Here is a 26,359-nt window from a genome sequence, read left to right as displayed (position 1 = left end):
CTAAATGGGCAGACCGACGACAAAGCGCGCGCCAAGCGGCTCGGACGTGATGTCAGCCTCTGTCGGGCGAATGTTCTCGGCCCAGATAACGCCGCCATGTGCCTCGACGATTTGTTTCGAGATCGCCAATCCAAGGCCGGAGTTATTGCCGAAATGTTCCTCGGGGCGTTGCGAATAGAACCGTTTGAATATCTTAGACAGCGCCTGATCGGGGATGCCGGGGCCGGTGTCTTCTACAACGACCAAAACGCGGTTCTCGCGTTTGCGGGCCCAGACACGGATCGCGTCGCCATCCTCGCAAAAGGACGCGGCGTTGGTGATGAGGTTTACAAAAACCTGGGCAAGCCGTGCTTCAAGGCCATGAACGATAATCGGCTCGTTCGGGAGGTCCGTGATGAAATCGATGCCCTTTTTGCGGGCGTCTTCACCGAGGTATTGCGACAGATTGCCGATCATGGCGAGCAGATCGAACGGTTCTTCTTCTTCCTTGACCAGTTCGCTGTCCAAGCGTGACGCGTTGGAAATATCGCTGACCAAGCGGTCAAGACGCCGCACATCGTGGTCGATCACATCCAGCAGCTTTTCGCGCTGGTCCTCGCGTTTGATCAACCGCAACGTCCCCACGGCAGAGCGTAGCGACGCCAGCGGGTTCTTGATCTCATGGGCGACGTCCGCCGCAAACTGTTCGTTTCCGTCAATGCGATTATACAATGCCGACACCATACCGCGTAGCGCACCGGACAGCCTGCCAATCTCGTCGGGGCGGGCGGTCAGGTCGGGAATTCGAATGCGGCCCGGGTTCATCTTGCGCGCATCCTTGTCGCGCCCCAGTTCAGCCGCCGCGGCCAAATCAGCCAAAGGGTTGGCAATCGTTGAGGCCAAAACAAGGCTAAGCCCGATGGATACAAGCGTCGCGATCACGAACATCTGCAAGACGCGTTCACGCTCGCCGCGCACAAGTTCATCAATCTCTCCGGCTGCGGATGTCACGGCAACCACGCCGATTGGCACACCGTTCTGCGCGATTGGTGTGGATACCGTAAATAAGGTACCACCATCCGCATCAAGGTTATTCTGGATTTGCGTCCCACCCGAAAGCGTGTTCGAGATCATCGTCTTGAGCTGGTCTTGGATAGGCAGCACGTCCGCTGGCGGGACCCGCCCAAATGGGTTCGAAAGCGTGTACCACAACCAGTTCAGGCCATCGGTCAGAAAGGTTTTTCTGGGCTGGCGGGTACCCTCTGTCGGGGTCCGGCCCTCTGATCTTGTCAAAAGGGTCTGATCGGGTGCGAAAACGAAAACCTCGATCCCGCTGCGCAGGTCCAACCGGCCCAGGCTTGCGGCCACATCAATCGGTTCATTCGCCGCCAGATCGACCGTCGCACCTGCGGGCAACTGCGCCTCGAAAATATCGGCGATCAGTTCAGCTTCTGAAACCAACGATGCGCCGCGTTGCACGGCCAGACTATCGCGCGAGGAATTGAGGTATAAAATACCAGCGACCAACACATTCAACGCAATCAGATTGAATGTGATAATTTTGCGCGTCAGCGGCGAGGTCCGCAAGGAAAAGAGACCACGGCGTGCACGGCTGCCACGTAATTCATCAGTCGCGTCCGTGTCTGGTGCAACCCAATCGTCGCCCAGCACGACATCGCCATCCTGAATATTGGTGGCTGTGTCTCGCACAAAATCCCTTTCGGCAATCGCCATCCTTCAGATCAATCCTCGTTATATCTGTAGCCAATACCGTAAAGCGTCTCGATCGCCGAGAATGTGTCATCCGCCGTACGCATCTTTTTGCGAAGACGCTTGATGTGGCTGTCGATTGTCCGATCGTCCACATACACTTGATCATCATAGGCCACGTCCATCAACTGGTCGCGTGATTTCACAAAGCCGGGGCGCTGCGCCAAGGCCTGCAAAAGCAGGAATTCGGTGACGGTCAATGAAACGTCATTGCCCTTCCAGCTGACCGCATGACGCAAGGGATCCATGCGCAGGTCGCCGCGATCGATAACCTTGGTTTCTTCGGTATCGCCGACTTCGTTTGTTTCGACGGCTTCCTGACGGCGCAACAGCGCGCGGATGCGTTCAACCAAAAGCCGCTGGCTAAAGGGCTTTTTGACATAATCATCGGCCCCCATGCGCAGGCCGAGCACTTCGTCGATTTCATCATCCTTGGAGGTCAGGAAAATCACCGGCATCGCGGTTTTCTGACGCAGACGCTGCAGCAGATCCATCCCATCCATGCGGGGCATCTTGATGTCCAGCACAGCCATATCAGGCAGTTTTTTATTGAAAGCGTCTAACGCCGCCTGCCCGTCGTTATACGTTTCAACCTCAAAACCTTCTGCTTCGAGAGTCATCGAAACCGACGTCAGGATATTCCTGTCGTCATCTACCAATGCAATTTTCGACATCGCCCGTTTCCTTATACTGCTCAACTATCACTTTTTTCTTTAACTGATCGTCAATTTGCGGTGGCGAATCAATGCTAAAGTGCGAATCACTCGCGCATATGGCCTTATTTCCCCCACAATTTGGTTAGGAATGACTAAATTGCCGCACTTACTGTGTCATAATTGCAAAACCATCCGTTGTTGAAAACCGCTCCTTTGGGGGCTGGCCAACAAAGAACAAGATGATGGCGCTAACTGTGTCAAAGCTGCCTGTTCATCCGATAAAACGCCGTGCTAAGACGCCCACATGGTCAAGCAGACCAAGCATTTTATGCACTAACTGGCGTCACTCATCGGCGCACCTACAGGAGACATCACATGACATTAGGCCGCGTAAATCCGCAATTCCGCCTCGAAGACCAAGGCATGAGCGGGCTAGGTAATGTCTATTACAACATGATCGAACCTGCGTTGGTGGAAGCCGCGCTGAAGCGTGATGAAGGCACTTTGGGCAAAGGCGGTGCCTTTCTCGTCACAACCGGGAAGTTCACAGGCCGGTCCCCCAAAGACAAACATGTCGTAAAAACGGATAGTGTTGCCGATACGATCTGGTGGGAAAACAATGCCGAAATGTCGCCCGAAGGGTTCGACGCATTGTACCAGGACATGCTGGCGCACATGCAGGGCCGCGACTATTTCGTACAAGACCTTGTTGGTGGGGCCGACCCGAAACATGCCATCAATGTGCGCATGGTAACGGAGCTTGCCTGGCACGGCTTGTTCATCCGTCACATGCTGCGCCGTCCCGAACGTGACGCGCTGGACGATTTCATCGCAGACTTCACGGTGATCAACTGCCCCAGCTTTTCAGCCGACCCTGCAAAACACGATTGCCGTTCCGAAACAGTGATCGCGATGAACTTTGATAAAAAGATCATCCTGATTGGCGGCACTGAATACGCAGGCGAGAACAAAAAATCTGTCTTTACCCTGCTGAACTACTTGCTGCCCGAAAAAGGCATCATGCCGATGCACTGCTCAGCCAACCACGCCACCGGCAACCCTGTCGATACGGCAGTGTTCTTTGGTTTGTCCGGCACGGGTAAAACCACGCTGTCGGCGGATCCGGGCCGCACCTTGATCGGTGATGATGAACACGGCTGGTCTGACAACGGCACCTTCAACTTTGAAGGGGGCTGCTATGCCAAGACCATCAACCTGAGCCGCGAAGCAGAGCCAGAGATTTACGCGACAACCGAGAAATTCGGTACTGTCATCGAGAACATGGTCTTTGACGAAGAAACCAAAGAGCTCGACTTTGATGACGACTCCCTGACCGCGAACATGCGCTGCGCCTATCCGCTGCACTATATCTCTAATGCATCGGCCAAGGCGACGGGCGGTCATCCCAAGAACATCATCATGCTGACCTGTGATGCATTCGGTGTGTTGCCCCCCATCGCCCGCCTGACACCGGCACAAGCAATGTACCACTTCCTGTCCGGCTTCACCTCAAAGGTTGCTGGCACCGAGCGCGGCGTGACCGAGCCGGAGCCTACGTTTTCGACCTGCTTTGGCGCGCCCTTCATGCCCCGCCGCCCCGAGGTATACGGCAACCTGCTGCGCGAAAAGATCGCCACCCACGGCGCGACCTGCTGGTTGGTGAACACAGGCTGGACCGGCGGCGCTTACGGCACCGGCAGCCGCATGCCGATCAAGGCGACACGCGCTCTTTTGACAGCGGCCCTCGACGGGTCGATGGCAGAGGTCGAATACCGCAAAGACGCCAACTTTGGCTTTCAGGTTCCTGTATCCGTCAATGGGGTTGCGGACATTCTGCTGGATCCGCGCCGCACATGGGACAACCCGGAATCCTATGACCGCCAAGCGGCAAAACTGGTCAACATGTTCTCGGAGAACTTTGAGCAATACATGCCCTATATCGACGAAGACGTTAAAGCCGCCGCAATCGGCTAAGTCCCAGATCGAAGCTTGGAAAAGAGCCGCGGCAATCCGCGGCTCTTTTTGTTTAGGCGGCCAAAGCCTCGATTTCGCTTGTAGGAAGATCCAACAAAAAGCGGATATCGTCGTCACTCATGTAAACCATGACCCCTTCCAACGCCTCATGTTGGTGCTTGATATACCAACGCAAGGCCATCGGCTCCGCATGCATAAAGCCCATCCGTAAACAAAAACCCTTATATGCGACTGGCCGGGCCATGAAGCCCACCACGTAATCGGCATCAAACTCATTGAGGGCCGTCAGCAGTGCAAAGCGCCCCAAAACACTTGATATCCCAGTGCCGCGGAACTGGCCGGGGGTGCCACCTATCCAAGTTTCCCCTGAATAAACCACCCGTCCATTGATTCTTTTGGCACCCGGCCCCGGTCGATAACGCGACCGGGCAAAGTCGATATCTAGTTCAGATGGAGAAAATTCGTGAAAGCTTTGTCTAAAATACTCAGAAAGCGGCCGTCCTTCCGTTGGCAAAAGACGAAGCGCCTGAAGGTGAATGATTTTTCCGCATTCATCTCGGCCAACGATCCAAGATGCCTTACCCTTAGCCATATCGTGGACTCTATGATCAAACGGCTCGCCAACACGATGCTCTGGGCGTGCGTCAGCTACATATTCAGCGTATTCGTCGAAATCAGTCCCAACACTTAGCCGAATTCCATACCGGTCTAAAATTTCGGCACCTGCGGCCTTAAATTTATCTTCCGGGTTCAGTCCAATAATCGCCATAAGGCCCACCTAAAATACAGTTTGGCCTATAGTGTAGCGCGAAATTGCACCTACGTCATTTTTTGGTTAATTCTTTGTGGGTTTTCGTTACATAAGGTAACTTTCCGGCATGTTTCTGATCATCTCAGGCTCTACCCCCTTGATTTCAATATCATACGTTCTTCGAACGACTGATATAATTGCAGGGCTTTGATCAGGAAAACGGGCACCCAACATCAGCCGCTCATAACTAATTGGAATGGGAACGTCCGAATTTGGATTCGGCATCGCGGTATGGATATGGTCCAAACGAATCGCCTGACTTCTTTCGATTTCGACGTATGCGATGTCGACCAATCGGGCAAAATCCTCACCGCCAGGCATTTGTCCCAAGGCGCGCCCGATGGTTGATTGTGCCACATCTGCGCCAAACCAAGACATGAATGAGCTATCTTCACCGACCTCCGCGAAAACAAGATCACCGCTAATCCGCCTAAAAATATTGCAGTAGCAACGAACTTCTCTCAATGCATCGTGCTGCAATTGCCCCCCACCACTGGCCCAACCTTCCAAGACTGCTTTCAGCATTTTTCCCGATGATGAAAACACACGATCAATTTGATGTTGCTGCAAATAGAACATGTGGCCGTCAAGCGAACTGTGTGACAAGTGTTGAAGGCCATCCACCTGCCCCGCATTTCCGTGGAGCCATGCTGTTGCGTTGGCCATCAAGTCCTTGGCTTCAGGCAATAAAAGATGGCCCAGGGGGCTTAAGGAATATCGGCGGTCTTTGACCTGAAATAGCTCCCCGCCTTTAATTCTCTCTAAGTTGGCAATGTGCCGCCTCACCGTTTGACGCGTACTATCCAGCTTTATAACGGCGTGGCTAAGGTTCAACGTGTCAGCAAGAACCACGAAAGAACGTATCATTTCATACAGCAAGGCCGGCGCTTTCTCGCGCACTTTTTCCATAGCTTCAATTTTCATTTCTTTGGTCATAATGATCCGATGGTAAATTTATAATACCTTAATACTACATTTGTAACACGTCTAGGGTGCATTGATAACCACAAATTGAAAATAACTACCCAATTGATCGGAAAACGAGTTCTGGCGATGACTATGGGACAACAACCAGAGGTATTAGTGATTATGTCCCATCCCGTAGATGTTCATGTAGGTAAAAAGTTGAAGCAAATTCGCACCCTACGCCGTCTCTCTCAAACCGATGTTGCCAAGCAACTCAATCTGTCCTTCCAGCAAATTCAGAAATACGAAATTGGATCAAACCGCGTCGCTGCCAGCCGCCTGTTTGAACTGTCTCAGATACTGAACGTCGCGCCGTCGTATTTTTTCGAAGGTCTGCACGACAACACCAATGATGCGCCCAAAAGCGACCCGAGTGTTGAAATCGTCAGCGCCTTGGCATCAATCCGGGACGACGGGGTCAAGTCGCGCATTGTGACATTCATCGAAGATGTGTCCGGCGTCACCGTCGCGCGCCAGGGCTGAGGCGTCAGCCCATCAGCCCGCGGCGCACGAGATTAGCGCCTGCGATCAAAAGAATGACAAGCGTCGCTTTCCGAAACGACGCCTGATCAATTCGATCCATGATCTGGCTGCCCAACCACATACCGATAAGGGCAGGCACGATCATGGCGATCGAAAACGGGACCGTCTCGGCCCTTAGCACCCCAGACCCGAAATGCGCAAAAAGCAGCGCGACCGCGCCAAGGCCGTAAATCACGCCCTGAACGCGCATCTGATCCTGCTTGGGCGTGCCAAGCGCCGTGAGATACGCAACCGTTGGCGGGCCCCACACACCTGAAACGCCACCCACAGCACCAGCAAAACCACCTACCAATACTTCAATCTTGGTGGATCGCTGGGCAAGGCTAAAACTGCGCCCGACAAGCTGCCACAGCGCGAACAACGTGATGGGTACGCCGATGACCAAGGCCATCGTCTGCGGGGATAAGAATCGTACCATCTGGGCGGATAGCACCAGCGTGATACCCCCAGATATCAGAAACACCTTAAACATCCGCGTTGACGCCCACGCCGCGTGCAATCCCTGACGCAACGCCTGAAACAGGTTCGTCGCCACCGTCGGGAATATCAGCCCCGCCAATGCAAGCTCGGGCGGTAGGAAGAAGGTCAGCCCGGAAATCAACACCAATGGCATCGCGAATCCCACGACCCCTTTGATGAACCCGGCCACCAGCGCGATTCCAAAGGCAAAGACCAGTTGCTGCGGCGACAGAAATGCAAAAAATATATCCATAACGCCGTCATATCAGCTGGATTAATGAGTGCACGGAAATTCCGCCGCGTAATTTTCATCCAAATTGACGCATGAAAACGTATCTTTATTGTGCTGCACCTGCGAAAGGAGTATCCCCCTCGCAAGCTAGAAAAGGACTGTACGAAATGGCACATGATGGACACGGCTTGACCAGCGGCGCGCAAGTCATACTCAATGATCTTCTTGAATTGACCGGGCAGGCATTGGCCCCCGTCGACGAGATTTTGGAAAAAGCCAAAGCATCCGTGCGCGACATGGTGTCGGTTGATGGGCGCGTTTCAAACGGCTTGGTCGAGGCAAACCAAACTGCCGCGCATGGCTTGGCGTGGCTGGCAACATACGCGCAGTCCTTGAACCAGATGCAGCTTTGGGCAAAAAAGCTTAGCGCTGACGGCCAGTTCGGTGAGACAGAGCAGTTGATCCACCAAATCGCATTCGGCGAATACCTGTGGCAGATCTACGGTGGCATCCAAATGAACCAAGGCGAAATCCTTCGCCTGCAGGATATGGGTTTGGGGCAAGCTGATCAACGCGGCCTCATGAACCCTGCGATCCAAGCGCTTACCCAGCACGGCAACACCCAAGCCGCCCGCACCCGCTTGGTCGAGCTGATGCAGGAACAGTCCGCTAATGTCATGTTTGGCCGGTCCGGCCTCGATGAAGAGCTTGAGATGATTCGCGAGCAGTTCCGCCGCTATGCCGTGGAAAAGGTCGAACCCTTTGCCCATGAATGGCACCTCAAGGATGAACTGATCCCGATCGAAGTCATTAATGAACTGGCTGAAATGGGCGTCTTTGGCTTGACGATACCAGAAGAATTCGGCGGCTTCGGCCTGTCCAAGGCGTCGATGTGTGTCGTGTCCGAAGAACTTTCCCGCGGCTACATCGGTGTCGGCTCCCTCGCTACCCGTTCGGAGATCGCAGCTGAATTGATCCTCGCAGGTGGGACTGACGAACAAAAAGCCAAATGGCTGCCGCGCATCTCAAGCGCTGAAACCCTGCCAACTGCGGTGTTCACCGAACCAAATACCGGGTCTGATCTTGGGTCTCTGCGGACCCGTGCCGTGAAGGATGGCGAAAATTACAGCGTCACCGGCAACAAGACATGGATCACCCATGCCGCGCGGACCCATGTGATGACATTGCTGGCCCGCACCGACCCGAACACGACAGACTACAAAGGCCTGTCGATGTTCTTGGCTGAAAAGACACCCGGCGACGATGCCAACCCCTTCCCGACCGATGGCATGACGGGTGGCGAGATCGAAGTGCTCGGTTATCGCGGCATGAAGGAATACGAATTGGCATTCGACGGCTTCCAAGTCAAAGGTGAAAACCTGTTGGGCGGCGAAGAAGGCAAAGGCTTTAAACAGCTGATGGAAACCTTCGAATCTGCACGCATCCAGACGGCCGCACGTGCAATCGGCGTTGCGCAATCGGCGCTGGATATCGCCATGCAATATGCGATCGACCGCAAGCAGTTCGGCAAATCGCTGATCAACTTCCCCCGCGTTTCGTCAAAACTGGCGATGATGGCCGTGGAAATCATGATTGCCCGCCAGCTGACCTATTTCTCAGCCTTTGAGAAAGACGAAGGCCGCCGTTGCGATGTCGAGGCTGGCATGGCGAAACTGTTGGGTGCCCGTGTTGCATGGGCAGCTGCTGACAATGGCCTGCAAATTCATGGCGGCAACGGCTTTGCCCTGGAATACAAGATCAGCCGCGTGTTGTGCGACGCGCGCATCCTGAACATTTTTGAAGGTGCGGCAGAAATTCAGGCTCAGGTGATCGCACGTCGCTTGCTTGGCTAATCCAAATGACTATCATCTGTCCGGCACAAACCATGTCGGGCAGATGCTCAAACGAGGGCTACGCATGTTTCACCCCGCCACGCTCGCGCTGCCCCTCGCCCTTCTTGCGGGGTGCGATGCCGACGAAACCCTGCGCAGCTATGGCGGGGCCGACAAGACATGGCAGTTGGTCGAATTGAACGGCGCGGCATTTGCAAACACGGCGACCCTCACATTTCCCAAAAAACACAAAATCGCAGGTAACGGCCCCTGCAACAGCTTCTCAGCTACGCTGGATGTCCCCTATCCCTGGTTCAACGTGACGCAGGTCGTTTCAACCAAAATGGCTTGCCCGGCCTTGGCCCAAGAGACGGCGTTCTTTGATGCACTGTCTGCCGCGTCGATATCCGAAGTCCTTGGCGACATGATGATCCTGTCCAATCCCGACGGGCTAATGATGGTCTTCAACGCTGTCGACTGAATGCGTCGATAAAACGTGCGCGTGCCTCTGGAAGCGGCTTCCCTCCCAGATCGCGGGCCAGACGATGCTCCAGAAAATAGCCCGTCGTTTTGAGGCCTGCAGCGATCTCGTCATTCGCCGCATCACCTTCCCCCCGTAAAACGGGCGGCAAAGGCAACATTTTATCCGCCCATTCACCAGCGCCCTCACGGGTCACGGCCCGGCCAGATTTTGGTGACACGAAAACCAGCCCCTCCTGCGCGCCCGTCACGGCACAGGCGCTTAAATCCAACCCATAGCCAAGCTCTTCCAGCAGGCTTAGTTCCCATTGCAGATACGCGAGCGGCCACAGATCACCCTGATCCAGCAAATCCAACAATGATTGTGTGCGGTGATACAACGGGGCATGTGGCTCGCGCTCCGGCAGCGAGAAGGACAACAAAGCAGTGACCGTATTCAGACCCGCAAGGCTCAGACGGTCTTGCATCGCTGTCACCGCCCGGCTGCGCACGGGTTCCACATTAAACGCACCGATATGATCCTCAAGCCGTGCGCGCCATGCCACATCAAGCTGCGCACCGGGCTGCAGGATCGGCGCAATCCTACGACTGGTCCCGCCTCGAACAATGCCCGCATGCCGCCCTTGCGAGGGGGTAAACACCTCAATAATGGCCGAGGTTTCCCCATGTCGCCGCGCGCTCAGCAATATGCCCTGATCGCGCCACTCCATCAGCTCAGCCCCTCATCAAACAGCAAATGCCGGCCTTGCCGGTCCTCGACTTCAATCACCCAAAGATCGGGATCAAAACCGCGTTGCTTTGCAATAGAAGCATCCACATCGGCCTCCGCCCCGCTGGTCATCTCTACCCACGCACGTTCGCCGCTCATCAGATCAAAGCTTTTGTGAAAAAGTGCCGCTTTGCCATCAAGGGTCGCAAGCTTAACCAGAACAATCCCGCCCGTGTCATCGCCATGTGCGACCACAAACGCAGGAATATCATAGACACGAAGCCGCGCCAAATAAGCGTCGACCCAGAAACGCGCCGTCAGCCGCGCCATGCGCCAACCCCATTTCCAAATGGAAAAAAATCCGCCCCGCAGGGTCGGTTAATCCAGCAATCAGACATTGCCGTCCTTAAACTCCAGCCCCATTTCGGTATAGCGCTCTGCGTCATCCAGCCAATTCGGCCGCACCTTAACCTGCAAAAACAGATGCACCTTGCGACCAAGGAATTCTTCGAGCTCTTCACGGGCCGCTTTGCTGACGGATTTAATCGTCTCGCCTTTGGCACCCAAAACGATGCCCTTATGACCATCGCGCACGACATAGATCAACTGGTCGATCCGGGCGCTGCCGTCTTTGCGTTCTTCCCAATTCTCGGTCTCGACCGTCATCTGATAGGGCAGTTCCTGATGCAGGCGTAGCGTCAGCTTTTCACGGGTCATTTCAGCCGCGATCATGCGCATCGGCAGATCGGCGATCTGGTCTTCGGGATACAGCCATGGGCCCTCGGGCAGCTCACCCGCCAGCCATTGGCGCAGCGTATCAATACCATGCCCACGTTCGGCCGAGATCATGAAAGTTTCCACAAAAGGAAAGCGCTCGTTCATCTCTTTGCTCAGCCCCAGCAGAACGGGCGCATCGACGCGGTCGATTTTATTGATCGCCAAGGCCACTTTACGGCCCTCGCCAATACCTTCTAGCCCTTCCAAAATCCGCTCGACACCTTCGGTCAGACCACGGTTCGCCTCGATCAACAGGACAACGATATCGGCATCCGCAGCGCCACCCCAAGCGGCGGCAACCATGGCGCGGTCCAAACGGCGGCGGGGTTGGAACAGGCCGGGCGTGTCAACGAACACCAACTGGCTGTCCCCTTCCATCGCAACGCCGCGAATACGTGCGCGGGTAGTCTGTACCTTGTGGGTTACAATCGACACTTTCGCGCCGACCATCCGGTTCAATAGCGTGGATTTGCCCGCATTGGGCTCACCGATCAGGGCGATAAAGCCAGCACGCGTGGTCATGAGTTTTTCTCCAACTGGGCCAAAAGCGTTTTGGCGGCGGCCTGTTCGGCCTGACGTTTCGAGGGTGCTGTCGCGACAGCCTTTGCCCCATTTTCAACCTGTGCAGATATTGTAAACACCGGTGCGTGGTCCGGCCCCTGCCGGTCGGTCTGTATATAAGATGGCGGCGGATACCCACGGGCCTGCGCCCATTCCTGCAACGCTGTTTTGGCGTCGCGGGCATCTTGTTTGACCGTGTTCACACGGTCACCCCAATGCCGCAGGATAAAGTCTTTTGCCGGCTCCAGCCCACCATCCAAGTAGATTGCAGCGATTATTGCCTCGATTGCGTCGCCCAGCAAGGCTTGCTTGCGGCGACCGCCAGACAGCATTTCGGACCGCCCCAGCTTGAGGACCGCGCCCATATCGATTTCACGCGCGACATCGGCACAGGTTTCTTTGCGCACCAACGCATTGAACCGAGGGGCCAGTTGCCCTTCGGTGGCACCGGGGTCCAGCGCCAGCAGCGCTTCGGCCATGACCAGCCCCAACACTCGGTCGCCCAGAAATTCCAGCCGTTGGTTGTCATCCCGGTTGGCAGAGGACATCGACGCATGGGTAACCGCGCGATTTAGCAGTTCGGGTTTGGTAAACTTATACCCGATACGGCCCTCAAAGGCTTTTAGATCCGCGCTTAACTTCACTTGATCGCTTTGAAAAAACGGTCGCTGCGCCAGGTCCAGAAGAACAACATGGACCGCCCGCCCGAGCTGAACATGATCCGGTCCGCACGGCCAATCAGGTTTTCAAACGGAACAAAACCAACGCCGCCAGCCTGCTGCGCCAAACGGCTGTCCGCCGAATTGTCGCGGTTGTCACCCATAAAGAAATAGTGCCCTTCGGGGACGGTATAAATGCCGGTGTTGTCAGATGCCTGATCGCCAATGTTCAAAATCGGGTGCTCGACACCATTTGGCAGCGTCTCGATCTGGCGGGATTTTTTGCAAACGCCGCCTTGGCCAATGGCCCCGTTTTCGCAACGCGGCCGCATACCTTGCGGGCCTTGACGCTCCATCGTTTCTTCAAAAACGCCATCGTCGCGCAGTTTCACTGCGGTCCCGTTGATGCTGACCACGCCGCGCGTAATTTGAACCTTGTCACCCGGCAAACCAATCAAACGCTTGATATAGTCGCGCCCAGACACAGGGTGGCGAAATACCACAACGTCGCCACGCTCGGGTTCCGATGGGAACAAACGAGAGTTGTCGCCGTCAAACACACCGCAGATGTCTTTTGCATCGACTTCGATCCCAAAACGCGGGGCGATAATGCTGGGGCAGGACGCATAGGAATAGCCATATGCCATCTTGTTCACGAACAAGAAATCACCGATCAACAACGTCTCTTTCATCGACCCGGACGGAATCCAGAAGGGTTGGAAAAACAGCGTGCGAAACACCCCTGCAATCAACAACGCATAGACGATTGTTTTGATGGTTTCGACAAACGCGTTGCCTGTTTTTTCCTTCGCGGCCATGCTGGCGCTCCTGATGATCCGTTTGTGGTTACATGCGGGCAGGAATGCCCCAAGTCAAGCGATGCACGGCGCGCCGGCACATCCATAGCGAGAGATATCAAAGTAATGGCGGCAATTACGTGATTGGGCGCGCCTCAATCACCACGAAAGCCTGTGCCCAAGGGTGATCGTCGGTCAATGTGACGTGGATAATGGTCTCGTGACCTGCTGGCGTCATTTGCACCAAACGCTCTGCCGCCCAGCCCGTGACATGCATCACCGGCTGACCGCTGCGCAGGTTGGTGACCGCCATGTCTTTCCACGCAATCCCCATCCGCAGGCCCGTCCCAAGCGCCTTTGAGCACGCTTCCTTGGCCGCCCAGCGTTTTGCATAGGTGCCTGCAACGTCGCGGCGACGCTCGGCCTTTTGTTGTTCGATGTCCGTGAACACACGATTGCGGAACCGGTCGCCAAAACGGTCAAGCGTCCCTTGGATACGCTCGATATTTGCAAGATCAGTTCCGATACCAAGGATCATAGCGCCGCCTTACTCTTCCCGTGCATCGTCCATCAAGCGGCGCATCTCTGCGATCGCTGGACCCAGCCCAAGAAAGATCGCCTCCCCAATCAGGAAGTGGCCGATGTTCAGCTCTTGCACCTCGGGGAACGCGGCCACGGGGGATACGGTGTCATAGGTCAGACCGTGACCGGCGTGGATTTCCAGCCCCAGATCATGCCCGAACTTGGCCATCTCTTCGAGCTTTTGCAGTTCCTTTTGCGCCACGTCCCAATGCCCTTCGGCAAAGGCGTCGCAATAGGCACCGGTGTGCAATTCTATCACCTCGGCACCGATGCGGTTGGCCGCTTCGATCTGGCGCTTGTCGGCCGCGATGAAAATACTCACGCGGCAGCCGGCCTCGCGCAGGGGGGCGATAAAATGAGCCAGCTTGTTCTCTTCGCGCGCAACCTCAAGGCCGCCCTCGGTTGTGCGTTCCTCGCGTTTTTCGGGCACGATGCACACCGCATGCGGTTTATGGCGCAATGCAATCGCCTGCATTTCATCCGTCGCTGCCATTTCAAAGTTCAGCGGCACGGTCAGCACCTCTTGCAACCCTTCGATGTCGGCATCGGTGATGTGGCGGCGGTCTTCGCGCAGATGCGCGGTAATGCCGTCTGCACCTGCGTCCTGTGCGGCACGCGCGGCGCGCAATGGGTCAGGATACGCACCGCCCCGCGCATTTCTTACCGTGGCAACATGGTCGATATTGACCCCAAGTCTCAGCTTACCCTGCACTGCCATGATCACTCCCCTTCTGAGCCGTCTGCTCTATAATGCGTTTCGCTTCAGCTTTGGCCGCAGCCTTTTTCTTGAGCGCCTCGAACTTCGCTTTGATCACACCTTTTCGGCGTTTCTGATAGGCCCGCAACAGCGGCACTGACAAATAGTACGCGATGGTCGCGCAGATGATACCGGGCAAAATGCCCCCGATCAGATAGGGGTAAAACACCTGATGCCAAAATACAGTCAGCCCAGACCAATCCGCGGTGCGGTCCGTAAAGATTGCAATGAAATTGGCAAACAGGTCATAGCCCGCGTCGACAAATTTGCCGCCGAATGACCGGTGTTCACCGCGCCCCATCGGAGAGCCAAGTATCCAGTGCCCCATCGATAGGGATGACAGGCCAATCGGCACATAGGTCAGCGGGTTTCCAAAAAACGTGCCCATCAAGGCGGCCAACATATTGCCCCGCATCAGCCGCGAGACCAACGCAGCCACGATAAAATGCATCCCGTAGAACGGCGTAAACGTCGTGAATACACCCGCCCAAATGCCCCGCGCGATACGTTCGGGCGTGTCTGGCAGGCGGCGCATCCGGTGTTTGACGTAATGAAACGCACGAGTCCAACCACCACGCGGCCACATGAACTCGGCCATGGCGCGCAATGCAGGTTTCGGGTCGCGACGTTTAAAAATCAACTCTTCGTCCTTGGATTTGGCAAACTTCGCGTGCTCAGGCTTCTTTGTCGTTCGCTTTCAAAGCCTTCATGTTTCTATGTCGGCTGATCTCAGCCACTTCGCTTTCTGCCTCTAGGGTCGGCATCAAAGAATGCAGATGCGCTATGTCTCGCAGCTCTACGTAGATCAGCAACCGGTAAAAGTCAGGTTTGCGGTCCAAAAATTCAAGATTTGAAATATTGGCACCCGATTGACCAATCAACGTGCAAATCCGCCCCAAGACACCGGCACCGTTGCCAATCGTCAGATCCAGCGTCGCGCCATAGGCCGCAGGGTGCGGGCCGTCATGCCATCGCAAATCCAGCCAGCGTTCCGGCTGATCCTCGTAGGCCGACAGCCGTTCGCAATCAATCGAGTGGATCGTGACACCCTTGCCACGATAGGTGATGCCAACAATGCGTTCACCCGGCAGCGGCTGACAACACGGGGCACGGTCATAGGACTGCCCTGGCTGCAAACCGACAACGGCGCGTTTTTGGTCCACCTGTTCACCCGGTTTTGGCTGCAGATGCGGATAGACGGATTGTACGATTTCGCCGCCCGTCAGATCGGCAGAGCCTAGCCGCGCAAGCAAATCTTCTGGGCTATCCAACCTTAGGTTTCTTGCAGCCGTGCGCAGCACCTTTTCAGTTGCGCGTTTGCCAATCTGCTCAAAAGCAGAACGCGCCAATTCGCGCCCAAGGCTGACAAACCGCGCACGATCCACCTCGCGCAGGGACCGGCGGATCGCGGTCTTGGCCTTGCCGGTGGTCGCAATATCCAACCACGTGACCTGCGGCGTTTGGCCTTGTGCGGTAATAATCTCGATCGACTGACCGTTTTTGACGCGGGTCCACAGCGGCACCCGCATCCCGTCGATCTTGGCCCCCACGCAGGCAGACCCGATCCGCGTATGGATCGCATAGGCAAAATCAATCGGCGTCGCACCACGGGGCAGCTTGACCACTTCGCCCTTGGGCGTAAAGCAGAACACCTGATCTGCATACATCTCAAGCTTGACCGCTTCGAGGAAATCTTCGTGATCTTCTTCGGAATCGAGCTGTTCAGTCAGTTGCGCGACCCATTTCACCGGATCAACGGCAAAGGGGTTCCGCGACCGGACACCGTCGCGATACGACCAATGCGCGGCCACACCCGTTTCGGCGACGTCATGCATCTGTCGTGTTCTGATCTGAACCTCGACCCGTTTACCATCACGGCCCGAAACGGTGGTGTGGATCGACCGATAGCCGTTGGTTTTAGGCTGGCTGATATAATCCTTGAACCGGCCCGGCACCGCCCGCCAGCGCCGGTGAATAACCCCAAGCGCGCGATAGCAGGCGTCGTCAGTGGTGGTGATCACCCTGAAACCATAGATGTCGGACAGCCGCGAAAACGACTGATCCTTTTCCTGCATCTTGCGCCAGATCGAATAGGGCTTTTTCGCACGGCCAAAGACCTCGGCCTCGATCCCGGCTTTTTCAAGCTCTTGACGCATATCGCCGGTAATCCGCTGGATCACATCGCCGGTTTCGCGCTGCAAGGTGATAAAGCGCCGGATAATCGATTGCCGCCCCTCGGGGTTCAGCACGCGAAAAGCCAGATCCTCCAGCTCTTCGCGCATCCACTGCATCCCCATGCGCCCGGCAAGTGGCGCATAAATATCCATGGTTTCGCGGGCCTTTTGAACCTGCTTGTCGGGGCGCATCGATTTTATCGTGCGCATATTATGCAAGCGGTCCGCGAGCTTGACCAAGATCACCCGAAGGTCCTTGGACATCGCCATAAACAGTTTGCGGAAATTCTCGGCTTGTTTGGTTTCGGTCGAATTCAGCTGAAGATTGGTCAGCTTTGTAACGCCATCAACCAACTCGGCCACATCCTGACCAAATCGCTTCTCGACCTCGGCGTACGACGCCTTGGTGTCTTCAATCGTGTCGTGCAGCAGCGCGGTGATGATCGTGGCATCGTCTAGCTGCTGCTCGGTCAGAATAGCGGCGACAGAAACCGGATGCGTGAAATAGGGCTCGCCTGAATGGCGAAACTGCCCCTCGTGCATCTTCTCGCCGTAGTCATAGGCGAGGCGGATGTGGTCTTCGTTGGACTTAGGGTTATAGGCGCGAACAAGCGCGACAAGATCGTCAGCCGTAATTTCGGCGGTGTTCATGCCTGTACTGCCTCATAGCCCCGAAGGGCGCGGGTCTTAGCCCTGCCCTTGCGCTGCCATCAATTGCCGCAGCAACATTTCTTCGGACATGCTGTCTTCTTCCGGCTTGTCCTGTTCAGCCCCCATAAGCAACGCCATTGCGTCCTCTTCTGGTTCGTCAACTTCGATCTGGTTCTGATTGCTTTCGATCAGGCGCTCGCGCAGATCGTCAGCAGACTGCGTTTCGTCAGCGATTTCGCGCAGGGAAACGACAGGGTTTTTATCATTGTCACGATCAACTGTAACAGGGGAACCTGCTGCAATTTCACGGGCACGGTGCGCGGCAAGCATAACAAGCTCGAACCGGTTTGGAACTTTGTCCACACAATCTTCAACGGTGACGCGGGCCATAGGATGCTCCAATCATGAATGCTGCAAGAAGCCGACTATTTAGAAGCCCTTTGCGAGATTTACAAGGGCTTATTGAATCGGTCTGACTTCGTCCTTATCCTGTTGTCGCAGGTCATTCAACATCTGCAAAACTGTCTTGCCCAGCGTCGGATGAAGCCAGTCCGGCGCGATTTCGGCCATCGGTATCAATACAAAGGCCCGATCTTGAATTCGCGGGTGCGGCAGGATCAAATCATCCGGCGTTTCGGTCATCTGATTGCTAAGCGGCAACATGCGCCAGTGATTCTGTGTCTGCGCATCGGGGCAAACCGCCTCCCCAACCGCGATCAGGTCCAGATCAACAGATCGTGACCCCCAGCGGATATGCCGCTCCCGGCCCAGCGTTTCTTCGATGTCGTGCAACACCTCAAGAATGGCCGAGGGTGTCCAATCTGTCTGGAACCCGACCACGGCATTCACGTAATCAGGGCCCGACCCACGCGGGAACGCAGGGTTGCCGAAAAGCTGGCTCTTCGCTTGGATTTCGCATCCCTTTTGCGTCATCAACGCGATCGCACGGGCCACAGTTTCAGCCGGTCCACCCGCCTCCGATGACTGATTGCTTCCCAATGCTACCCAAGCATGTTTTTGGCGGTTAGGTTCGCGACTTACGGATTTACAGTTGTTTATCACTTGCCGCCTCGTCACAAATAGCTATGGGTGCGCAAAGGGGATGATTGATTTCACGCAAAAAAACCGTAGGCTGAAGTATCATTCGTTAATGCCCCATACTTAAGAAGTCTATTTCGACAAGGACATCATATGTTTTATAAAGACGAACGTTTAGCACTATTCATAGATGGTTCGAATCTTTACGCCGCTGCCAAAAGCCTTGGCTTCGATATAGACTACAAGCTGCTTCGCACTGAGTTCATGAGACGCGGCAAGCTTTTGCGCGCATTCTATTATACTGCATTGCTTGAAAACGAAGAGTATTCCCCGATCCGCCCCTTGGTCGATTGGCTGAACTATAACGGCTTCACGATGGTGACCAAGCCCGCCAAAGAATACACCGACAGCATGGGCCGCCGCAAAGTCAAAGGTAACATGGACATCGAGCTGGCCGTCGACGCGATGGAACTGGCACCGCATCTTGACCACATCGTTATCTTCTCGGGCGATGGTGATTTCCGGCCCCTGGTCGAAAGTCTACAGCGCCAAGGCGTGCGCGTGTCCGTTGTCAGCACCATTCGCAGCCAACCCCCGATGATCTCGGACGAGCTGCGCCGCCAAGTGGACAACTTTATCGAGCTCGAAGACCTGCGCGATGTCATCGGTCGCCCCCCGCGCGAAACCAACGACGCCTGATCAGGAACAAAATAGCCCGCAGCAATTGTGGTTTAACCACTGCGGGCACGCGTTCTAAAATGGTTTTTTGCGCAGTCTAAAATCAACACTGCATCAGATTTATAGCATATCTTCTGATTCGTTCGACCCCCTTGTGGTGCGTGGCCCATCGAAGACAGCGCCGCGCGCCGTTGAAAGGCTGCGCAAAACAGTCTTCCGCACCGGATCGGATAGCTCGGCCACCCCTCCCCGTCTGGACGATTGTGCCCGCAACACTTATCTAAGCACCAAGCCCAAGGAGCCGGACATGTCAAAATCACCCCTGACCCTTTATCTTGCGGCCCCGCGCGGGTTTTGTGCAGGGGTCGACCGCGCCATCAAGATCGTTGAAATGGCGATCGAAAAATGGGGCGCGCCTGTCTATGTGCGCCACGAGATCGTGCATAATAAATTTGTCGTCGACGGGCTGCGCGAAAAGGGTGCCGTTTTTGTCGAAGAACTTTCGGAATGTCCCGACGACCGCCCGGTGATCTTTTCCGCCCATGGTGTCCCGAAATCAGTCCCCAACGCCGCGCAGGCCCGCAATATGGTCTATGTCGATGCCACCTGCCCGTTGGTCAGCAAGGTCCATATCGAAGCACAGCGCCATGCGGATGCGGGCCTTCAGATGATTATGATCGGCCACGAAGGGCACCCAGAGACCGTAGGCACCATGGGGCAGCTGCCCGACGGCGAAGTGCTGCTGGTCGAAACCCCGCAAGATGTGGCAACCGTGACCGTGCGGGACCCGCAAAAGCTGGCCTATGTCACGCAAACGACCCTGAGCATTGATGACACCGCAGACATCGTTGCGGCCCTGAACGCGCGGTTTCCCGCCATCGTCGGCCCGCACAAGGAAGACATCTGCTATGCCACGACCAACCGCCAAGAAGCGGTCAAGGCCATGGCCCCCAAATGCGATGCCATGCTGGTGGTCGGTGCCCCGAACTCCAGCAACTCCAAACGGCTGGTCGAGGTCGGATCCCGCGCGGGCTGTTCTTATGCCCAGCTTGTTCAACGAGCGGACGACATCGATTGGCGTGCGCTAGACGGGATCAAAAGCATCGGGATCACGGCAGGCGCATCCGCCCCCGAAGTGTTGATCAACGAAGTCATCGACGCCTTTAAATCCCGCTATGACGTCACCGAAGAACTGGTTGAGACCGCCGTTGAGAACGTCGAATTCAAGGTGCCTCGCGTCTTGCGGGTGCCCGCATGACGACCATCCCCCGCGCCCCGCTTATTCTTGGCTTAGCTGGTCTGATCCCCTTCATCTGGGGCGCATTGACCGTGGTGAATGAACCCTTGGCGACTTGGGCTGCCACCAATCTGGGGGGCCGTTTTGTTGGCCCCTATATCCAGCTGTTCTATGGCGCGGTGATTTTGTCATTCATGTCCGGCGTCTTGTGGGGCTTTGCCACCAAGGCCAACGGCGCACAAGCGGCGACGGGGTACACCCTTGCAGTCATTCCAGCCCTTTGGGCGTTTTTCATGACGGGCGGCGGCCCTGTCGGGGCAGGCATGAACCTAATGTTCGGCTTTGCCGGATTGCTGGCGCTAGATTTCGCGTTTTGGCGGTGGGGACTGGCCCCTGAATGGTGGATGAAACTACGGGTCTTGCTCACCGCGATCGTCTTGATCTGCCTCGCGACAGGCGTGTTTTTATGAGCGATCCAGAAACGCTAGGCGTCTACGCAGCAAAAGCGCAGGAATATGCGGACGTCACCGAAAACCTTCCCAGTGATCCACAGCTCAAAGCATTCATTGAGGCCATAAAACCGGGCGGCACCGTTCTGGATCTGGGCTGCGGACCGGGCATCGCAGCCGAGCATATGGCCCGCGCGGGCCTTGTCGTTACCGCAATAGACCCTGTGCCAGAGATGGTCGCCCTCGCCGCGCAAAAACATGGGGTCACGGCCAAACAAGCCAGCTTTGATGACCTGACCGGTGCCAACCTTTATGATGGGGTTTGGGCCAACTTTAGCCTGTTGCACGCGCCACGCCGCGACATGCCACGCCACCTCAAAAACATCGCCACCGCCCTGCGCCCGAAAGGGGTATTTCACATCGGGGTAAAGACCGGCACAGGCGAGCATCGCGACACGCTGGGCCGGCTTTATACCTATTTCACCCAAGACGAATTGACCGGTCTTTTGGCCGATGCGGGCCTGACCGTCAAAGAGCATGCTACAGGACGCGATAAGGGGCTGGACGGCACCCTCGCAGACTGGGTATGCCTGCGCGCATGGCGAAACTGACTGCATATACCGATGGGGCCTGTTCAGGTAATCCCGGCCCCGGCGGCTGGGGCGTTTTGATGCGCGCAACCAACAACGGCAAGATTATCAAAGAACGCGAGTTGAAGGGCGGCGAAGCAGCCACCACCAACAACCGTATGGAATTGATGGCCGCGATCAGCGCGCTTGAGGCACTGGCCCGCGCGACCGAAATCACCATCGTGACCGACAGCAACTATGTCAAAAATGGCATCACCGGATGGATCCACGGCTGGAAGAAAAACGGCTGGAAGAACGCCGCGAAAAAGCCCGTGAAAAACGCCGAGCTATGGCAGCGTTTGGATGCAGCCAACGCAAGCCATCAAGTCACGTGGGAATGGGTCAAGGGCCACGCGGGCCATCCCGAAAATGAACGCGCGGATGAATTGGCAAGGGCGGGCATGGCCCCGTTCAAAGGCAAATGATCTTGACCGACCTTCTTGATTACGCGTCCGTCTTGGTCTTTGCGATCACAGGTGCCTTGGTAGCCAGCCGGGCCCAGCTTGATCTTGTGGGCTTTGGCTTTATCGCATGCCTGACGGCCTTGGGAGGCGGCACGGTGCGCGACCTGCTATTGGACCGTAACCCGATTTTCTGGATCGCGAACCCTGCCTATCTGGGCGTCGCCGCTGCAGCGGCCTTTGTGGTTTTCTTTACCGCGCATCGGCTTGAAAGCCGTTACCGCACATTGATTTGGCTGGATAGTTTTGCACTGTCCGTGGCTGTCGCCGCTGGTGTCGGTGTCGCGTTTTCCCTGGATCAGTCGCCGGTCATCGTGGTCCTGATGGGTATGATCACCGGCTGCATGGGCGGCTTGATGCGCGACGTGGTGGTGGACGAGGTGCCGCTGGTTCTCAAGCAAGGCGAGCTATACGTCACAGCCGCATTTGCAGGGGCGGCAACGGCCGTCGTCCTGCGCATTTTTCTAAATGACGATGCCATCGCCCTGTTTGCAGGGGCCTGCGTGACATGGGTTTTGCGTGCTGGATCGCTCTATTTGGGGTGGAACCTGCCCGTCTACAAAGGCCGCCCGCCGCGCGTCTAAGGTTATTTGCGACGCCAGTGAAACGGGACAATAATCAGCGCGCCGATGGATGAAACAATCGCGTTCAGCCCCGGCGAGTTGAACCCGAACCCGAACATCAAGCGCACAAAGTAAAACAGAAACGCGCCGCCCACACAGATGATGATCGACGCCAATATCCCGTTGCGGGTAAAACCCGACTTTTCCGCCAGGTAACCAACAATCCCTGCGATCACGACGGTGCCGATTATCGATGGAAACATAGCGTTATCCTTTGCCCAAAATTGTGCCCGGCACGATTTGCGCGCCTTGCTGAAACACATCGATATCTTGTGCCGCTTTACCCGCACGTTGCAAGCGTGTCAGTTGTACGGCCCCCGTTCCGCAGGCGACCCGTAGCTTTGCGTCCAGCACCTCGCCCGCCGTACCGTTCCCATCTGCGAGGGACGACCCCAATACCTTGATCCGCGTGCCGCCCAGATCGAACCACGCACCCGGAAAAGGCGACAGCCCACGGATCAGACGGTCGACCTCGACCGCTGGCTTGGTCCAGTCAATCAGCGCCTCGGATTTATCGATCTTGGCGGCATAGGTCACGCCATCCTCGGGCTGCGGTTCAGCCACCAGATCGGGCAGTTTTGCCAAGGCATCCACGACTAGCCGTGCGCCGATTTCACTTAAGCGGTCGTGCAGCTGAATTGTGGTTTCTGTCGCCCGGATCGGTGTCGCCTCGCGCAAAAGCACGGGGCCGGTGTCCAAGCCAGCCTCCATCTGCATGATGCAAACGCCGGTTTCCGCATCACCGGCCATGATAGCGCGGTGAATGGGCGCAGCGCCCCGCCAGCGTGGCAGCAGACTGGCGTGAATATTCACACATCCCTGCGCTGGCGCATCAAGGATCGCTTGCGGCAGGATCAAACCATAGGCAACCACAACCGCAATATCTGCATTGAGTGCTGCAAATTCCGCCTGCGCCTCGGGCGTTTTAAGCGATACAGGATGCCGGACAGGCAAGCCCAAAGCCTCGGCCCGTGCTTGAACAGGGCTGGCGCGATCCTTCTTGCCCCGGCCTGCGGGGCGCGGCGGCTGGCAATAGACGCAAACGACGTCATGCCCCGCCAATACCAGCGCATCCAGCACCGGCACTGAAAATTCGGGCGTCCCCATAAAGATCACGCGCATGTGGCTATCCTTTGAATTTCCGCGCCTTGCGCAGCAGCATATCCCGGCGGGTTTTGCTCAGATTATCGAAATACATCTTGCCCGCCAAATGGTCGATCTGGTGCTGCACGCTTGTGGCCTCAAGCCCGACAAAATCGCGGCGCGTGATAACGCCGTTTTCATCCAGATAGCGCACCGTGACGCCGCGCGGGCGTTTAACCTTGGCGGAGACACCCGGTAGATTCGGGCTTGCCTCCTCATGTTCGTTCATAATTGCGGAGGCGTCCAAAATCTCGGGGTTGGCCAGCCTGATCCGCTTGTCCCGCCCTTGCGATGCATCGACCACCGCAACCCGCAGCATCACCCCGATCTGCGGCGCGGCAAGGCCAACACCGGGCATGGCATCCATCGTGTCGATCATATCATCCCACAGACCGCGAATTTCATCCGTAATCTCGGGCACATCCGCCGCGGCTGTACGCAAACAAACATTGGGCCATGGCACAATTTTCCGAACCGTCATTGGGCAGTATCCTTTTCCACACGGTCATAGATCACGATGCCGTCCAGATGGTCGTATTCATGCTGAACGATCACCGCCTCTGCCCCGGTAAAGCTGCGTTCGTGGCTGCCCTCAAGGTCGGTCCAGCGCAAGGTCACTTGGGCCGCGCGCGCGATATCCATGGGGACATCAGGGATCGACAGACACCCTTCCTCTCCCGTCAGGCGTTCCTCGGACAGGGCCACAATCTCGGGGTTCACGCAGGCGATAGGGGTCGGCGTGCCCTCTTTCCAGCCCGCGTCAAAGACAAAAATCCGCTCGCTCCGCCCTACTTGAGGGGCCGCCAAGCCGCGCCCGGGGGCGTCATACATCGTGTCGAACATATCGGCCATCAACTGCACAATCTCGGGCGTGATGATGTCGACCGGCTTGCACACCTGCGTCAACCGGGTGTCTGGCCAGATCACGATGTCCAGCATGCTCATCCGCGGGCCAGTTCGCGTTTTAGCTTGGTCATTTTGCGGGTGATTATCTGGCGCTTTAGCGGTTTGAGGTAATCGATGAACAGCTTACCATCGAGATGGTCAATCTCGTGCTGCACGCAGGTGGCCCACAGCTTGCTGAATGTCTCGGTCTGTTCATTACCGTCCCGGTCGATCCAGCGCACGTCGACCTCGGCTGGACGGGTCACATCGGCATATTGATCAGGGATCGACAAACACCCTTCTTCGTAGGTGTTCAAATCATCCGACCCAGAGATGATTTCAGGGTTGAACATGATCAAAGGACGCGGCGCTTCGCCTTCTTCCTTGACGCAATCCATGACGATCAACCGATCCAGAACGCCCACCTGCGGCGCGGCAAGGCCAATGCCCGGTGCGTCATACATCGTGGCCAGCATATCATCTGCCAAAGCGCGCAATTCATCTGTCATACTCGTGACAGGGGCGCAGACCTTTTTCAGGCGTGGGTCGGGGTGAAGAAGAATGTTACGTTTCATGCATGTGATTTAGGCCAACCGGTGCCACATCGCAACCTCAGGGCTTGCGGTCAGGCAGATTAGGTTTAGCTTGCAGGCGAAATATTTCAGGAGCGACCTATGAGTTTTGACGAGATCATCGACCGCCGCGGCACCCATTGCGCAAAATGGGACAAGATGGAGCCGATTTACGGTGTGCCAGCGGACACTGGCATTGCCATGTGGGTCGCTGATATGGACTTCCGCCCGCCAGCTGTTGTGCAAAACGCGCTCCAAGGCATGTTGGACCATGGCGTGTACGGCTACTTTGGCGATGACAGCCAATATCTGTCCGCGATCCAATGGTGGATGGAGAACCGTCACGGTTGGAAAATCGAACAAGACTGGATCTTTACGACACATGGGTTGGTGAACGGCACCTCGATGTGCATCGACGCCTTTACCAAACCCGGCGATGGTGTGGTGCTGTTCACCCCCGTTTATCACGCTTTTGCGCGGGTGATCGCCGCTGCCGACCGCAAGGTTGTTGAATGTGCGATGGCGAACAATGATGGCCGGTACGAGCTGGATTTTGAGGCGTATGACGCCCAGATGACAGGCGATGAGACCATGCTGGTGTTCTGTTCGCCGCATAACCCGGGTGGCCGCGTCTGGACCAAAGACGAACTGGCGCAGGTTGCTGCCTTTGCCAAACGTCACGATCTGGTTTTGGTGTCTGATGAAATTCACCACGATCTGGTCATGCCCGGCATTACCCATACACCGATGGCATTGATCGACGATGTACAGGATCGTCTGGTGATGATGACCGCCACGACCAAGACCTTTAACATCGCGGGCGGTCATTGCGGCAATGTCATTATCCAAGACCCCAAACTGCGCGCAGCGTTTGCCAAGCGGATGAACGCAATGGGCATATCGCCGAATTCATTCGGTTTGGTCATGGCCACCGCAGCCTATTCGCCCGAAGGGGCCGCGTGGGTTGATGATCTGGTTGCCTATCTGAACGACAACCGCCGGATTTTCGACGCCACGATCAATGCCATCCCTGGGCTAAAGTCGATGCCGCTGGAATCAACCTATCTGGCATGGGTCGATTTTAACGGGACAGGCATGGACCGGTCAGAATTCACCAAACGGGTCGAGGAAACTGCCGCCATTGCGGCGAACCACGGCCCGACCTTTGGCAAGGGCGGCGAGAACTTCATGCGTTTTAACCTCGCCACACCGCGCGCCCGCATCGAGGAAGCCTGCAGCCGGCTTCGTGACGCGTTCAGCGACCTTCAGTAAAGG

Annotated in this window: 32 protein-coding genes; 11 read left to right on the top strand and 21 right to left on the bottom strand. The window is 56.3% G+C overall.

The window, feature by feature from the left end:
• Positions 1 to 1,713, bottom strand: coding sequence for a sensor histidine kinase (locus WNY39_RS15930; protein WP_342847094.1), 1,713 nt, complete (start codon positions 1,711 to 1,713; stop codon positions 1 to 3).
• 8 nt (positions 1,714 to 1,721) lie between these two features.
• Positions 1,722 to 2,423, bottom strand: a complete 702-nt coding sequence (locus WNY39_RS15925) for a response regulator transcription factor (protein WP_341233795.1) — start codon at positions 2,421 to 2,423, stop codon at positions 1,722 to 1,724.
• 357 nt (positions 2,424 to 2,780) lie between these two features.
• Here WNY39_RS15925 and WNY39_RS15920 point away from each other — a divergent pair, with 357 nt between their 5' ends.
• Positions 2,781 to 4,379 (top strand): phosphoenolpyruvate carboxykinase, encoded by a 1,599-nt coding sequence (locus WNY39_RS15920; protein ID WP_342847092.1) that lies wholly within the window; start codon positions 2,781 to 2,783, stop codon positions 4,377 to 4,379.
• Positions 4,380 to 4,431: 52 nt separating this feature from the next.
• Here WNY39_RS15920 and WNY39_RS15915 read toward each other — a convergent pair whose 3' ends face one another.
• Positions 4,432 to 5,148 carry a hypothetical protein gene (locus WNY39_RS15915; RefSeq protein ID WP_342847090.1) on the bottom strand — a complete coding sequence of 239 codons (717 nt, stop codon included), beginning with the start codon at positions 5,146 to 5,148 and terminating at the stop codon, positions 4,432 to 4,434.
• 87 nt (positions 5,149 to 5,235) lie between these two features.
• Entirely contained in the window at positions 5,236 to 6,126 is an 891-nt protein-coding gene (locus tag WNY39_RS15910; RefSeq protein ID WP_342847089.1) for a LysR family transcriptional regulator, read from the bottom strand.
• A 153-nt stretch (positions 6,127 to 6,279) separates the two neighbouring features.
• Between WNY39_RS15910 and WNY39_RS15905 the strand changes: the two genes are divergently transcribed.
• On the top strand, positions 6,280 to 6,639 hold the full coding sequence (locus WNY39_RS15905) for a helix-turn-helix transcriptional regulator (protein WP_093917597.1): 360 nt from the start codon (positions 6,280 to 6,282) through the stop codon (positions 6,637 to 6,639).
• Positions 6,640 to 6,643: 4 nt separating this feature from the next.
• Here the strand turns inward: WNY39_RS15905 and WNY39_RS15900 are convergent, their stop codons facing one another.
• Positions 6,644 to 7,411 carry a sulfite exporter TauE/SafE family protein gene (locus tag WNY39_RS15900; RefSeq protein ID WP_342847086.1) on the bottom strand — a complete coding sequence of 256 codons (768 nt, stop codon included), beginning with the start codon at positions 7,409 to 7,411 and terminating at the stop codon, positions 6,644 to 6,646.
• A 146-nt stretch (positions 7,412 to 7,557) separates the two neighbouring features.
• Here WNY39_RS15900 and WNY39_RS15895 point away from each other — a divergent pair, with 146 nt between their 5' ends.
• Both WNY39_RS15895 and WNY39_RS15890 read left to right on the top strand, forming a co-directional pair.
• Positions 7,558 to 9,243, top strand: coding sequence for an acyl-CoA dehydrogenase family protein (locus tag WNY39_RS15895; RefSeq protein WP_342847084.1), 1,686 nt, complete (start codon positions 7,558 to 7,560; stop codon positions 9,241 to 9,243).
• 64 nt (positions 9,244 to 9,307) lie between these two features.
• Positions 9,308 to 9,703 carry an META domain-containing protein gene (locus tag WNY39_RS15890; protein ID WP_342847082.1) on the top strand — a complete coding sequence of 132 codons (396 nt, stop codon included), beginning with the start codon at positions 9,308 to 9,310 and terminating at the stop codon, positions 9,701 to 9,703.
• Here the strand turns inward: WNY39_RS15890 and recO are convergent.
• From recO to folK, 11 genes are all read right to left on the bottom strand, one after another.
• A complete protein-coding gene (gene recO / locus WNY39_RS15885) occupies positions 9,687 to 10,412 on the bottom strand; it encodes a DNA repair protein RecO (protein ID WP_342847080.1) in 726 nt (241 codons plus the stop codon). The genes WNY39_RS15890 and recO overlap by 17 nt on opposite strands.
• Entirely contained in the window at positions 10,412 to 10,741 is a 330-nt protein-coding gene (locus tag WNY39_RS15880) for a DUF1491 family protein (protein ID WP_342847078.1), read from the bottom strand. The genes recO and WNY39_RS15880 overlap by 1 nt, the downstream gene beginning before the upstream one ends.
• Positions 10,742 to 10,801: 60 nt before the next feature.
• Positions 10,802 to 11,710 carry a GTPase Era gene (era, locus tag WNY39_RS15875; RefSeq protein WP_341233786.1) on the bottom strand — a complete coding sequence of 303 codons (909 nt, stop codon included), beginning with the start codon at positions 11,708 to 11,710 and terminating at the stop codon, positions 10,802 to 10,804.
• Positions 11,707 to 12,393, bottom strand: coding sequence for a ribonuclease III (gene rnc, locus WNY39_RS15870; protein WP_342847074.1), 687 nt, complete (start codon positions 12,391 to 12,393; stop codon positions 11,707 to 11,709). Before rnc ends, era begins: the two co-directional genes overlap by 4 nt.
• Positions 12,390 to 13,226, bottom strand: a complete 837-nt coding sequence (gene lepB / locus WNY39_RS15865; RefSeq protein ID WP_342847072.1) for a signal peptidase I — start codon at positions 13,224 to 13,226, stop codon at positions 12,390 to 12,392. Before lepB ends, rnc begins: the two co-directional genes overlap by 4 nt.
• 115 nt (positions 13,227 to 13,341) lie before the next feature.
• Complete coding sequence (gene acpS, locus WNY39_RS15860; protein WP_342847070.1) at positions 13,342 to 13,743, bottom strand: holo-ACP synthase; 402 nt, start codon at positions 13,741 to 13,743, stop codon at positions 13,342 to 13,344.
• A 9-nt stretch (positions 13,744 to 13,752) separates the two neighbouring features.
• A complete protein-coding gene (locus WNY39_RS15855) occupies positions 13,753 to 14,505 on the bottom strand; it encodes a pyridoxine 5'-phosphate synthase (protein WP_342847068.1) in 753 nt (250 codons plus the stop codon).
• A complete protein-coding gene (locus WNY39_RS15850; RefSeq protein WP_341233781.1) occupies positions 14,489 to 15,184 on the bottom strand; it encodes a DUF2062 domain-containing protein in 696 nt (231 codons plus the stop codon). Before WNY39_RS15850 ends, WNY39_RS15855 begins: the two co-directional genes overlap by 17 nt.
• 34 nt (positions 15,185 to 15,218) lie before the next feature.
• Entirely contained in the window at positions 15,219 to 17,369 is a 2,151-nt protein-coding gene (locus tag WNY39_RS15845; RefSeq protein WP_341233780.1) for a bifunctional (p)ppGpp synthetase/guanosine-3',5'-bis(diphosphate) 3'-pyrophosphohydrolase, read from the bottom strand.
• Between the two features lie 36 nt (positions 17,370 to 17,405).
• Positions 17,406 to 17,759 (bottom strand): DNA-directed RNA polymerase subunit omega, encoded by a 354-nt coding sequence (gene rpoZ, locus WNY39_RS15840; protein WP_093731733.1) that lies wholly within the window; start codon positions 17,757 to 17,759, stop codon positions 17,406 to 17,408.
• Between the two features lie 69 nt (positions 17,760 to 17,828).
• Positions 17,829 to 18,431: a 2-amino-4-hydroxy-6-hydroxymethyldihydropteridine diphosphokinase gene (gene folK, locus WNY39_RS15835; RefSeq protein WP_342847065.1), complete on the bottom strand. Its 603-nt coding sequence runs from the start codon at positions 18,429 to 18,431 to the stop codon at positions 17,829 to 17,831.
• 129 nt (positions 18,432 to 18,560) lie between these two features.
• Here folK and WNY39_RS15830 point away from each other — a divergent pair, with 129 nt between their 5' ends.
• The 6 genes from WNY39_RS15830 (at position 18,561) to WNY39_RS15805 (ending at position 22,445) form a co-directional block, all read left to right on the top strand.
• Positions 18,561 to 19,106, top strand: coding sequence for an NYN domain-containing protein (locus WNY39_RS15830; protein ID WP_342847064.1), 546 nt, complete (start codon positions 18,561 to 18,563; stop codon positions 19,104 to 19,106).
• Between the two features lie 286 nt (positions 19,107 to 19,392).
• Positions 19,393 to 20,343: a 4-hydroxy-3-methylbut-2-enyl diphosphate reductase gene (gene ispH, locus WNY39_RS15825; protein ID WP_342847062.1), complete on the top strand. Its 951-nt coding sequence runs from the start codon at positions 19,393 to 19,395 to the stop codon at positions 20,341 to 20,343.
• On the top strand, positions 20,340 to 20,792 hold the full coding sequence (locus tag WNY39_RS15820; protein WP_342847060.1) for a DUF3429 domain-containing protein: 453 nt from the start codon (positions 20,340 to 20,342) through the stop codon (positions 20,790 to 20,792). Before ispH ends, WNY39_RS15820 begins: the two co-directional genes overlap by 4 nt.
• On the top strand, positions 20,789 to 21,382 hold the full coding sequence (locus tag WNY39_RS15815) for a class I SAM-dependent methyltransferase (RefSeq protein WP_342847059.1): 594 nt from the start codon (positions 20,789 to 20,791) through the stop codon (positions 21,380 to 21,382). The genes WNY39_RS15820 and WNY39_RS15815 overlap by 4 nt, the downstream gene beginning before the upstream one ends.
• The gene (gene rnhA / locus WNY39_RS15810) at positions 21,370 to 21,825 is read left to right on the top strand and encodes a ribonuclease HI (protein ID WP_342847058.1); all 456 of its coding nucleotides are present in this window, start codon (positions 21,370 to 21,372) and stop codon (positions 21,823 to 21,825) included. The genes WNY39_RS15815 and rnhA overlap by 13 nt, the downstream gene beginning before the upstream one ends.
• Positions 21,822 to 22,445, top strand: coding sequence for a trimeric intracellular cation channel family protein (locus tag WNY39_RS15805; RefSeq protein ID WP_342847057.1), 624 nt, complete (start codon positions 21,822 to 21,824; stop codon positions 22,443 to 22,445). Before rnhA ends, WNY39_RS15805 begins: the two co-directional genes overlap by 4 nt.
• Positions 22,446 to 22,447: 2 nt before the next feature.
• Here WNY39_RS15805 and WNY39_RS15800 read toward each other — a convergent pair whose 3' ends face one another.
• The 5 genes from WNY39_RS15800 to def (WNY39_RS15780) are packed head-to-tail and all read right to left on the bottom strand — an operon-like array spanning position 22,448 to position 25,087.
• Positions 22,448 to 22,687, bottom strand: a complete 240-nt coding sequence (locus tag WNY39_RS15800) for a hypothetical protein (protein WP_093917577.1) — start codon at positions 22,685 to 22,687, stop codon at positions 22,448 to 22,450.
• A 4-nt stretch (positions 22,688 to 22,691) separates the two neighbouring features.
• Positions 22,692 to 23,606 (bottom strand): methionyl-tRNA formyltransferase, encoded by a 915-nt coding sequence (gene fmt / locus WNY39_RS15795; protein ID WP_342847055.1) that lies wholly within the window; start codon positions 23,604 to 23,606, stop codon positions 22,692 to 22,694.
• Between the two features lie 4 nt (positions 23,607 to 23,610).
• Positions 23,611 to 24,108: a peptide deformylase gene (gene def, locus WNY39_RS15790; RefSeq protein ID WP_342847054.1), complete on the bottom strand. Its 498-nt coding sequence runs from the start codon at positions 24,106 to 24,108 to the stop codon at positions 23,611 to 23,613.
• On the bottom strand, positions 24,105 to 24,572 hold the full coding sequence (gene def / locus WNY39_RS15785) for a peptide deformylase (protein ID WP_342847052.1): 468 nt from the start codon (positions 24,570 to 24,572) through the stop codon (positions 24,105 to 24,107). The genes def (WNY39_RS15790) and def (WNY39_RS15785) overlap by 4 nt, the downstream gene beginning before the upstream one ends.
• Complete coding sequence (gene def / locus WNY39_RS15780) at positions 24,569 to 25,087, bottom strand: peptide deformylase (protein ID WP_342847049.1); 519 nt, start codon at positions 25,085 to 25,087, stop codon at positions 24,569 to 24,571. The genes def (WNY39_RS15785) and def (WNY39_RS15780) overlap by 4 nt, the downstream gene beginning before the upstream one ends.
• A 99-nt stretch (positions 25,088 to 25,186) precedes the next feature.
• On the opposite strand from def (WNY39_RS15780), the gene WNY39_RS15775 reads away from it, so the two are divergent.
• Entirely contained in the window at positions 25,187 to 26,356 is a 1,170-nt protein-coding gene (locus WNY39_RS15775) for a MalY/PatB family protein (RefSeq protein WP_342847047.1), read from the top strand.
• The last annotated feature ends 3 nt before the right edge of the window (positions 26,357 to 26,359 follow it).

Source organism: Sulfitobacter sp. AS59 (assembly GCF_038899995.1).
Taxonomy (GTDB): Bacteria; Pseudomonadota; Alphaproteobacteria; order Rhodobacterales; family Rhodobacteraceae; genus Sulfitobacter.
Note: the sequence above shows the minus strand (reverse complement) of the source record. Positions and strands in the feature narration are given on the sequence as shown.

Bases quoted from the DNA above. Each gene is read 5' to 3' on its own strand.
- WNY39_RS15890 (WP_342847082.1), top strand. From the start codon at position 9,308: ATGTTTCACCCCGCCACGCTCGCGCTGCCCCTCGCCCTTCTTGCGGGG.
- def (WP_342847049.1), bottom strand. From the start codon at position 25,087: ATGAAACGTAACATTCTTCTTCACCCCGACCCACGCCTGAAAAAGGTC.
- acpS (WP_342847070.1), bottom strand. From the start codon at position 13,743: ATGATCCTTGGTATCGGAACTGATCTTGCAAATATCGAGCGTATCCAA.
- WNY39_RS15900 (WP_342847086.1), bottom strand. From the start codon at position 7,411: ATGGATATATTTTTTGCATTTCTGTCGCCGCAGCAACTGGTCTTTGCC.
- lepB (WP_342847072.1), bottom strand. From the start codon at position 13,226: ATGGCCGCGAAGGAAAAAACAGGCAACGCGTTTGTCGAAACCATCAAA.
- recO (WP_342847080.1), bottom strand. From the start codon at position 10,412: ATGGAGTGGCGCGATCAGGGCATATTGCTGAGCGCGCGGCGACATGGG.
- rpoZ (WP_093731733.1), bottom strand. From the start codon at position 17,759: ATGGCCCGCGTCACCGTTGAAGATTGTGTGGACAAAGTTCCAAACCGG.
- WNY39_RS15895 (WP_342847084.1), top strand. From the start codon at position 7,558: ATGGCACATGATGGACACGGCTTGACCAGCGGCGCGCAAGTCATACTC.
- WNY39_RS15775 (WP_342847047.1), top strand. From the start codon at position 25,187: ATGAGTTTTGACGAGATCATCGACCGCCGCGGCACCCATTGCGCAAAA.
- ispH (WP_342847062.1), top strand. From the start codon at position 19,393: ATGTCAAAATCACCCCTGACCCTTTATCTTGCGGCCCCGCGCGGGTTT.
- def (WP_342847052.1), bottom strand. From the start codon at position 24,572: ATGAGCATGCTGGACATCGTGATCTGGCCAGACACCCGGTTGACGCAG.
- WNY39_RS15925 (WP_341233795.1), bottom strand. From the start codon at position 2,423: ATGTCGAAAATTGCATTGGTAGATGACGACAGGAATATCCTGACGTCG.
- WNY39_RS15800 (WP_093917577.1), bottom strand. From the start codon at position 22,687: ATGTTTCCATCGATAATCGGCACCGTCGTGATCGCAGGGATTGTTGGT.
- rnhA (WP_342847058.1), top strand. From the start codon at position 21,370: ATGGCGAAACTGACTGCATATACCGATGGGGCCTGTTCAGGTAATCCC.
- WNY39_RS15845 (WP_341233780.1), bottom strand. From the start codon at position 17,369: ATGAACACCGCCGAAATTACGGCTGACGATCTTGTCGCGCTTGTTCGC.
- WNY39_RS15930 (WP_342847094.1), bottom strand. From the start codon at position 1,713: ATGGCGATTGCCGAAAGGGATTTTGTGCGAGACACAGCCACCAATATT.
- WNY39_RS15920 (WP_342847092.1), top strand. From the start codon at position 2,781: ATGACATTAGGCCGCGTAAATCCGCAATTCCGCCTCGAAGACCAAGGC.
- WNY39_RS15815 (WP_342847059.1), top strand. From the start codon at position 20,789: ATGAGCGATCCAGAAACGCTAGGCGTCTACGCAGCAAAAGCGCAGGAA.
- fmt (WP_342847055.1), bottom strand. From the start codon at position 23,606: ATGCGCGTGATCTTTATGGGGACGCCCGAATTTTCAGTGCCGGTGCTG.
- WNY39_RS15905 (WP_093917597.1), top strand. From the start codon at position 6,280: ATGTCCCATCCCGTAGATGTTCATGTAGGTAAAAAGTTGAAGCAAATT.
- WNY39_RS15855 (WP_342847068.1), bottom strand. From the start codon at position 14,505: ATGGCAGTGCAGGGTAAGCTGAGACTTGGGGTCAATATCGACCATGTT.
- WNY39_RS15910 (WP_342847089.1), bottom strand. From the start codon at position 6,126: ATGACCAAAGAAATGAAAATTGAAGCTATGGAAAAAGTGCGCGAGAAA.
- WNY39_RS15880 (WP_342847078.1), bottom strand. From the start codon at position 10,741: ATGGCGCGGCTGACGGCGCGTTTCTGGGTCGACGCTTATTTGGCGCGG.
- WNY39_RS15915 (WP_342847090.1), bottom strand. From the start codon at position 5,148: ATGGCGATTATTGGACTGAACCCGGAAGATAAATTTAAGGCCGCAGGT.
- WNY39_RS15820 (WP_342847060.1), top strand. From the start codon at position 20,340: ATGACGACCATCCCCCGCGCCCCGCTTATTCTTGGCTTAGCTGGTCTG.
- era (WP_341233786.1), bottom strand. From the start codon at position 11,710: ATGACCACGCGTGCTGGCTTTATCGCCCTGATCGGTGAGCCCAATGCG.
- def (WP_342847054.1), bottom strand. From the start codon at position 24,108: ATGACGGTTCGGAAAATTGTGCCATGGCCCAATGTTTGTTTGCGTACA.
- WNY39_RS15805 (WP_342847057.1), top strand. From the start codon at position 21,822: ATGATCTTGACCGACCTTCTTGATTACGCGTCCGTCTTGGTCTTTGCG.
- WNY39_RS15830 (WP_342847064.1), top strand. From the start codon at position 18,561: ATGTTTTATAAAGACGAACGTTTAGCACTATTCATAGATGGTTCGAAT.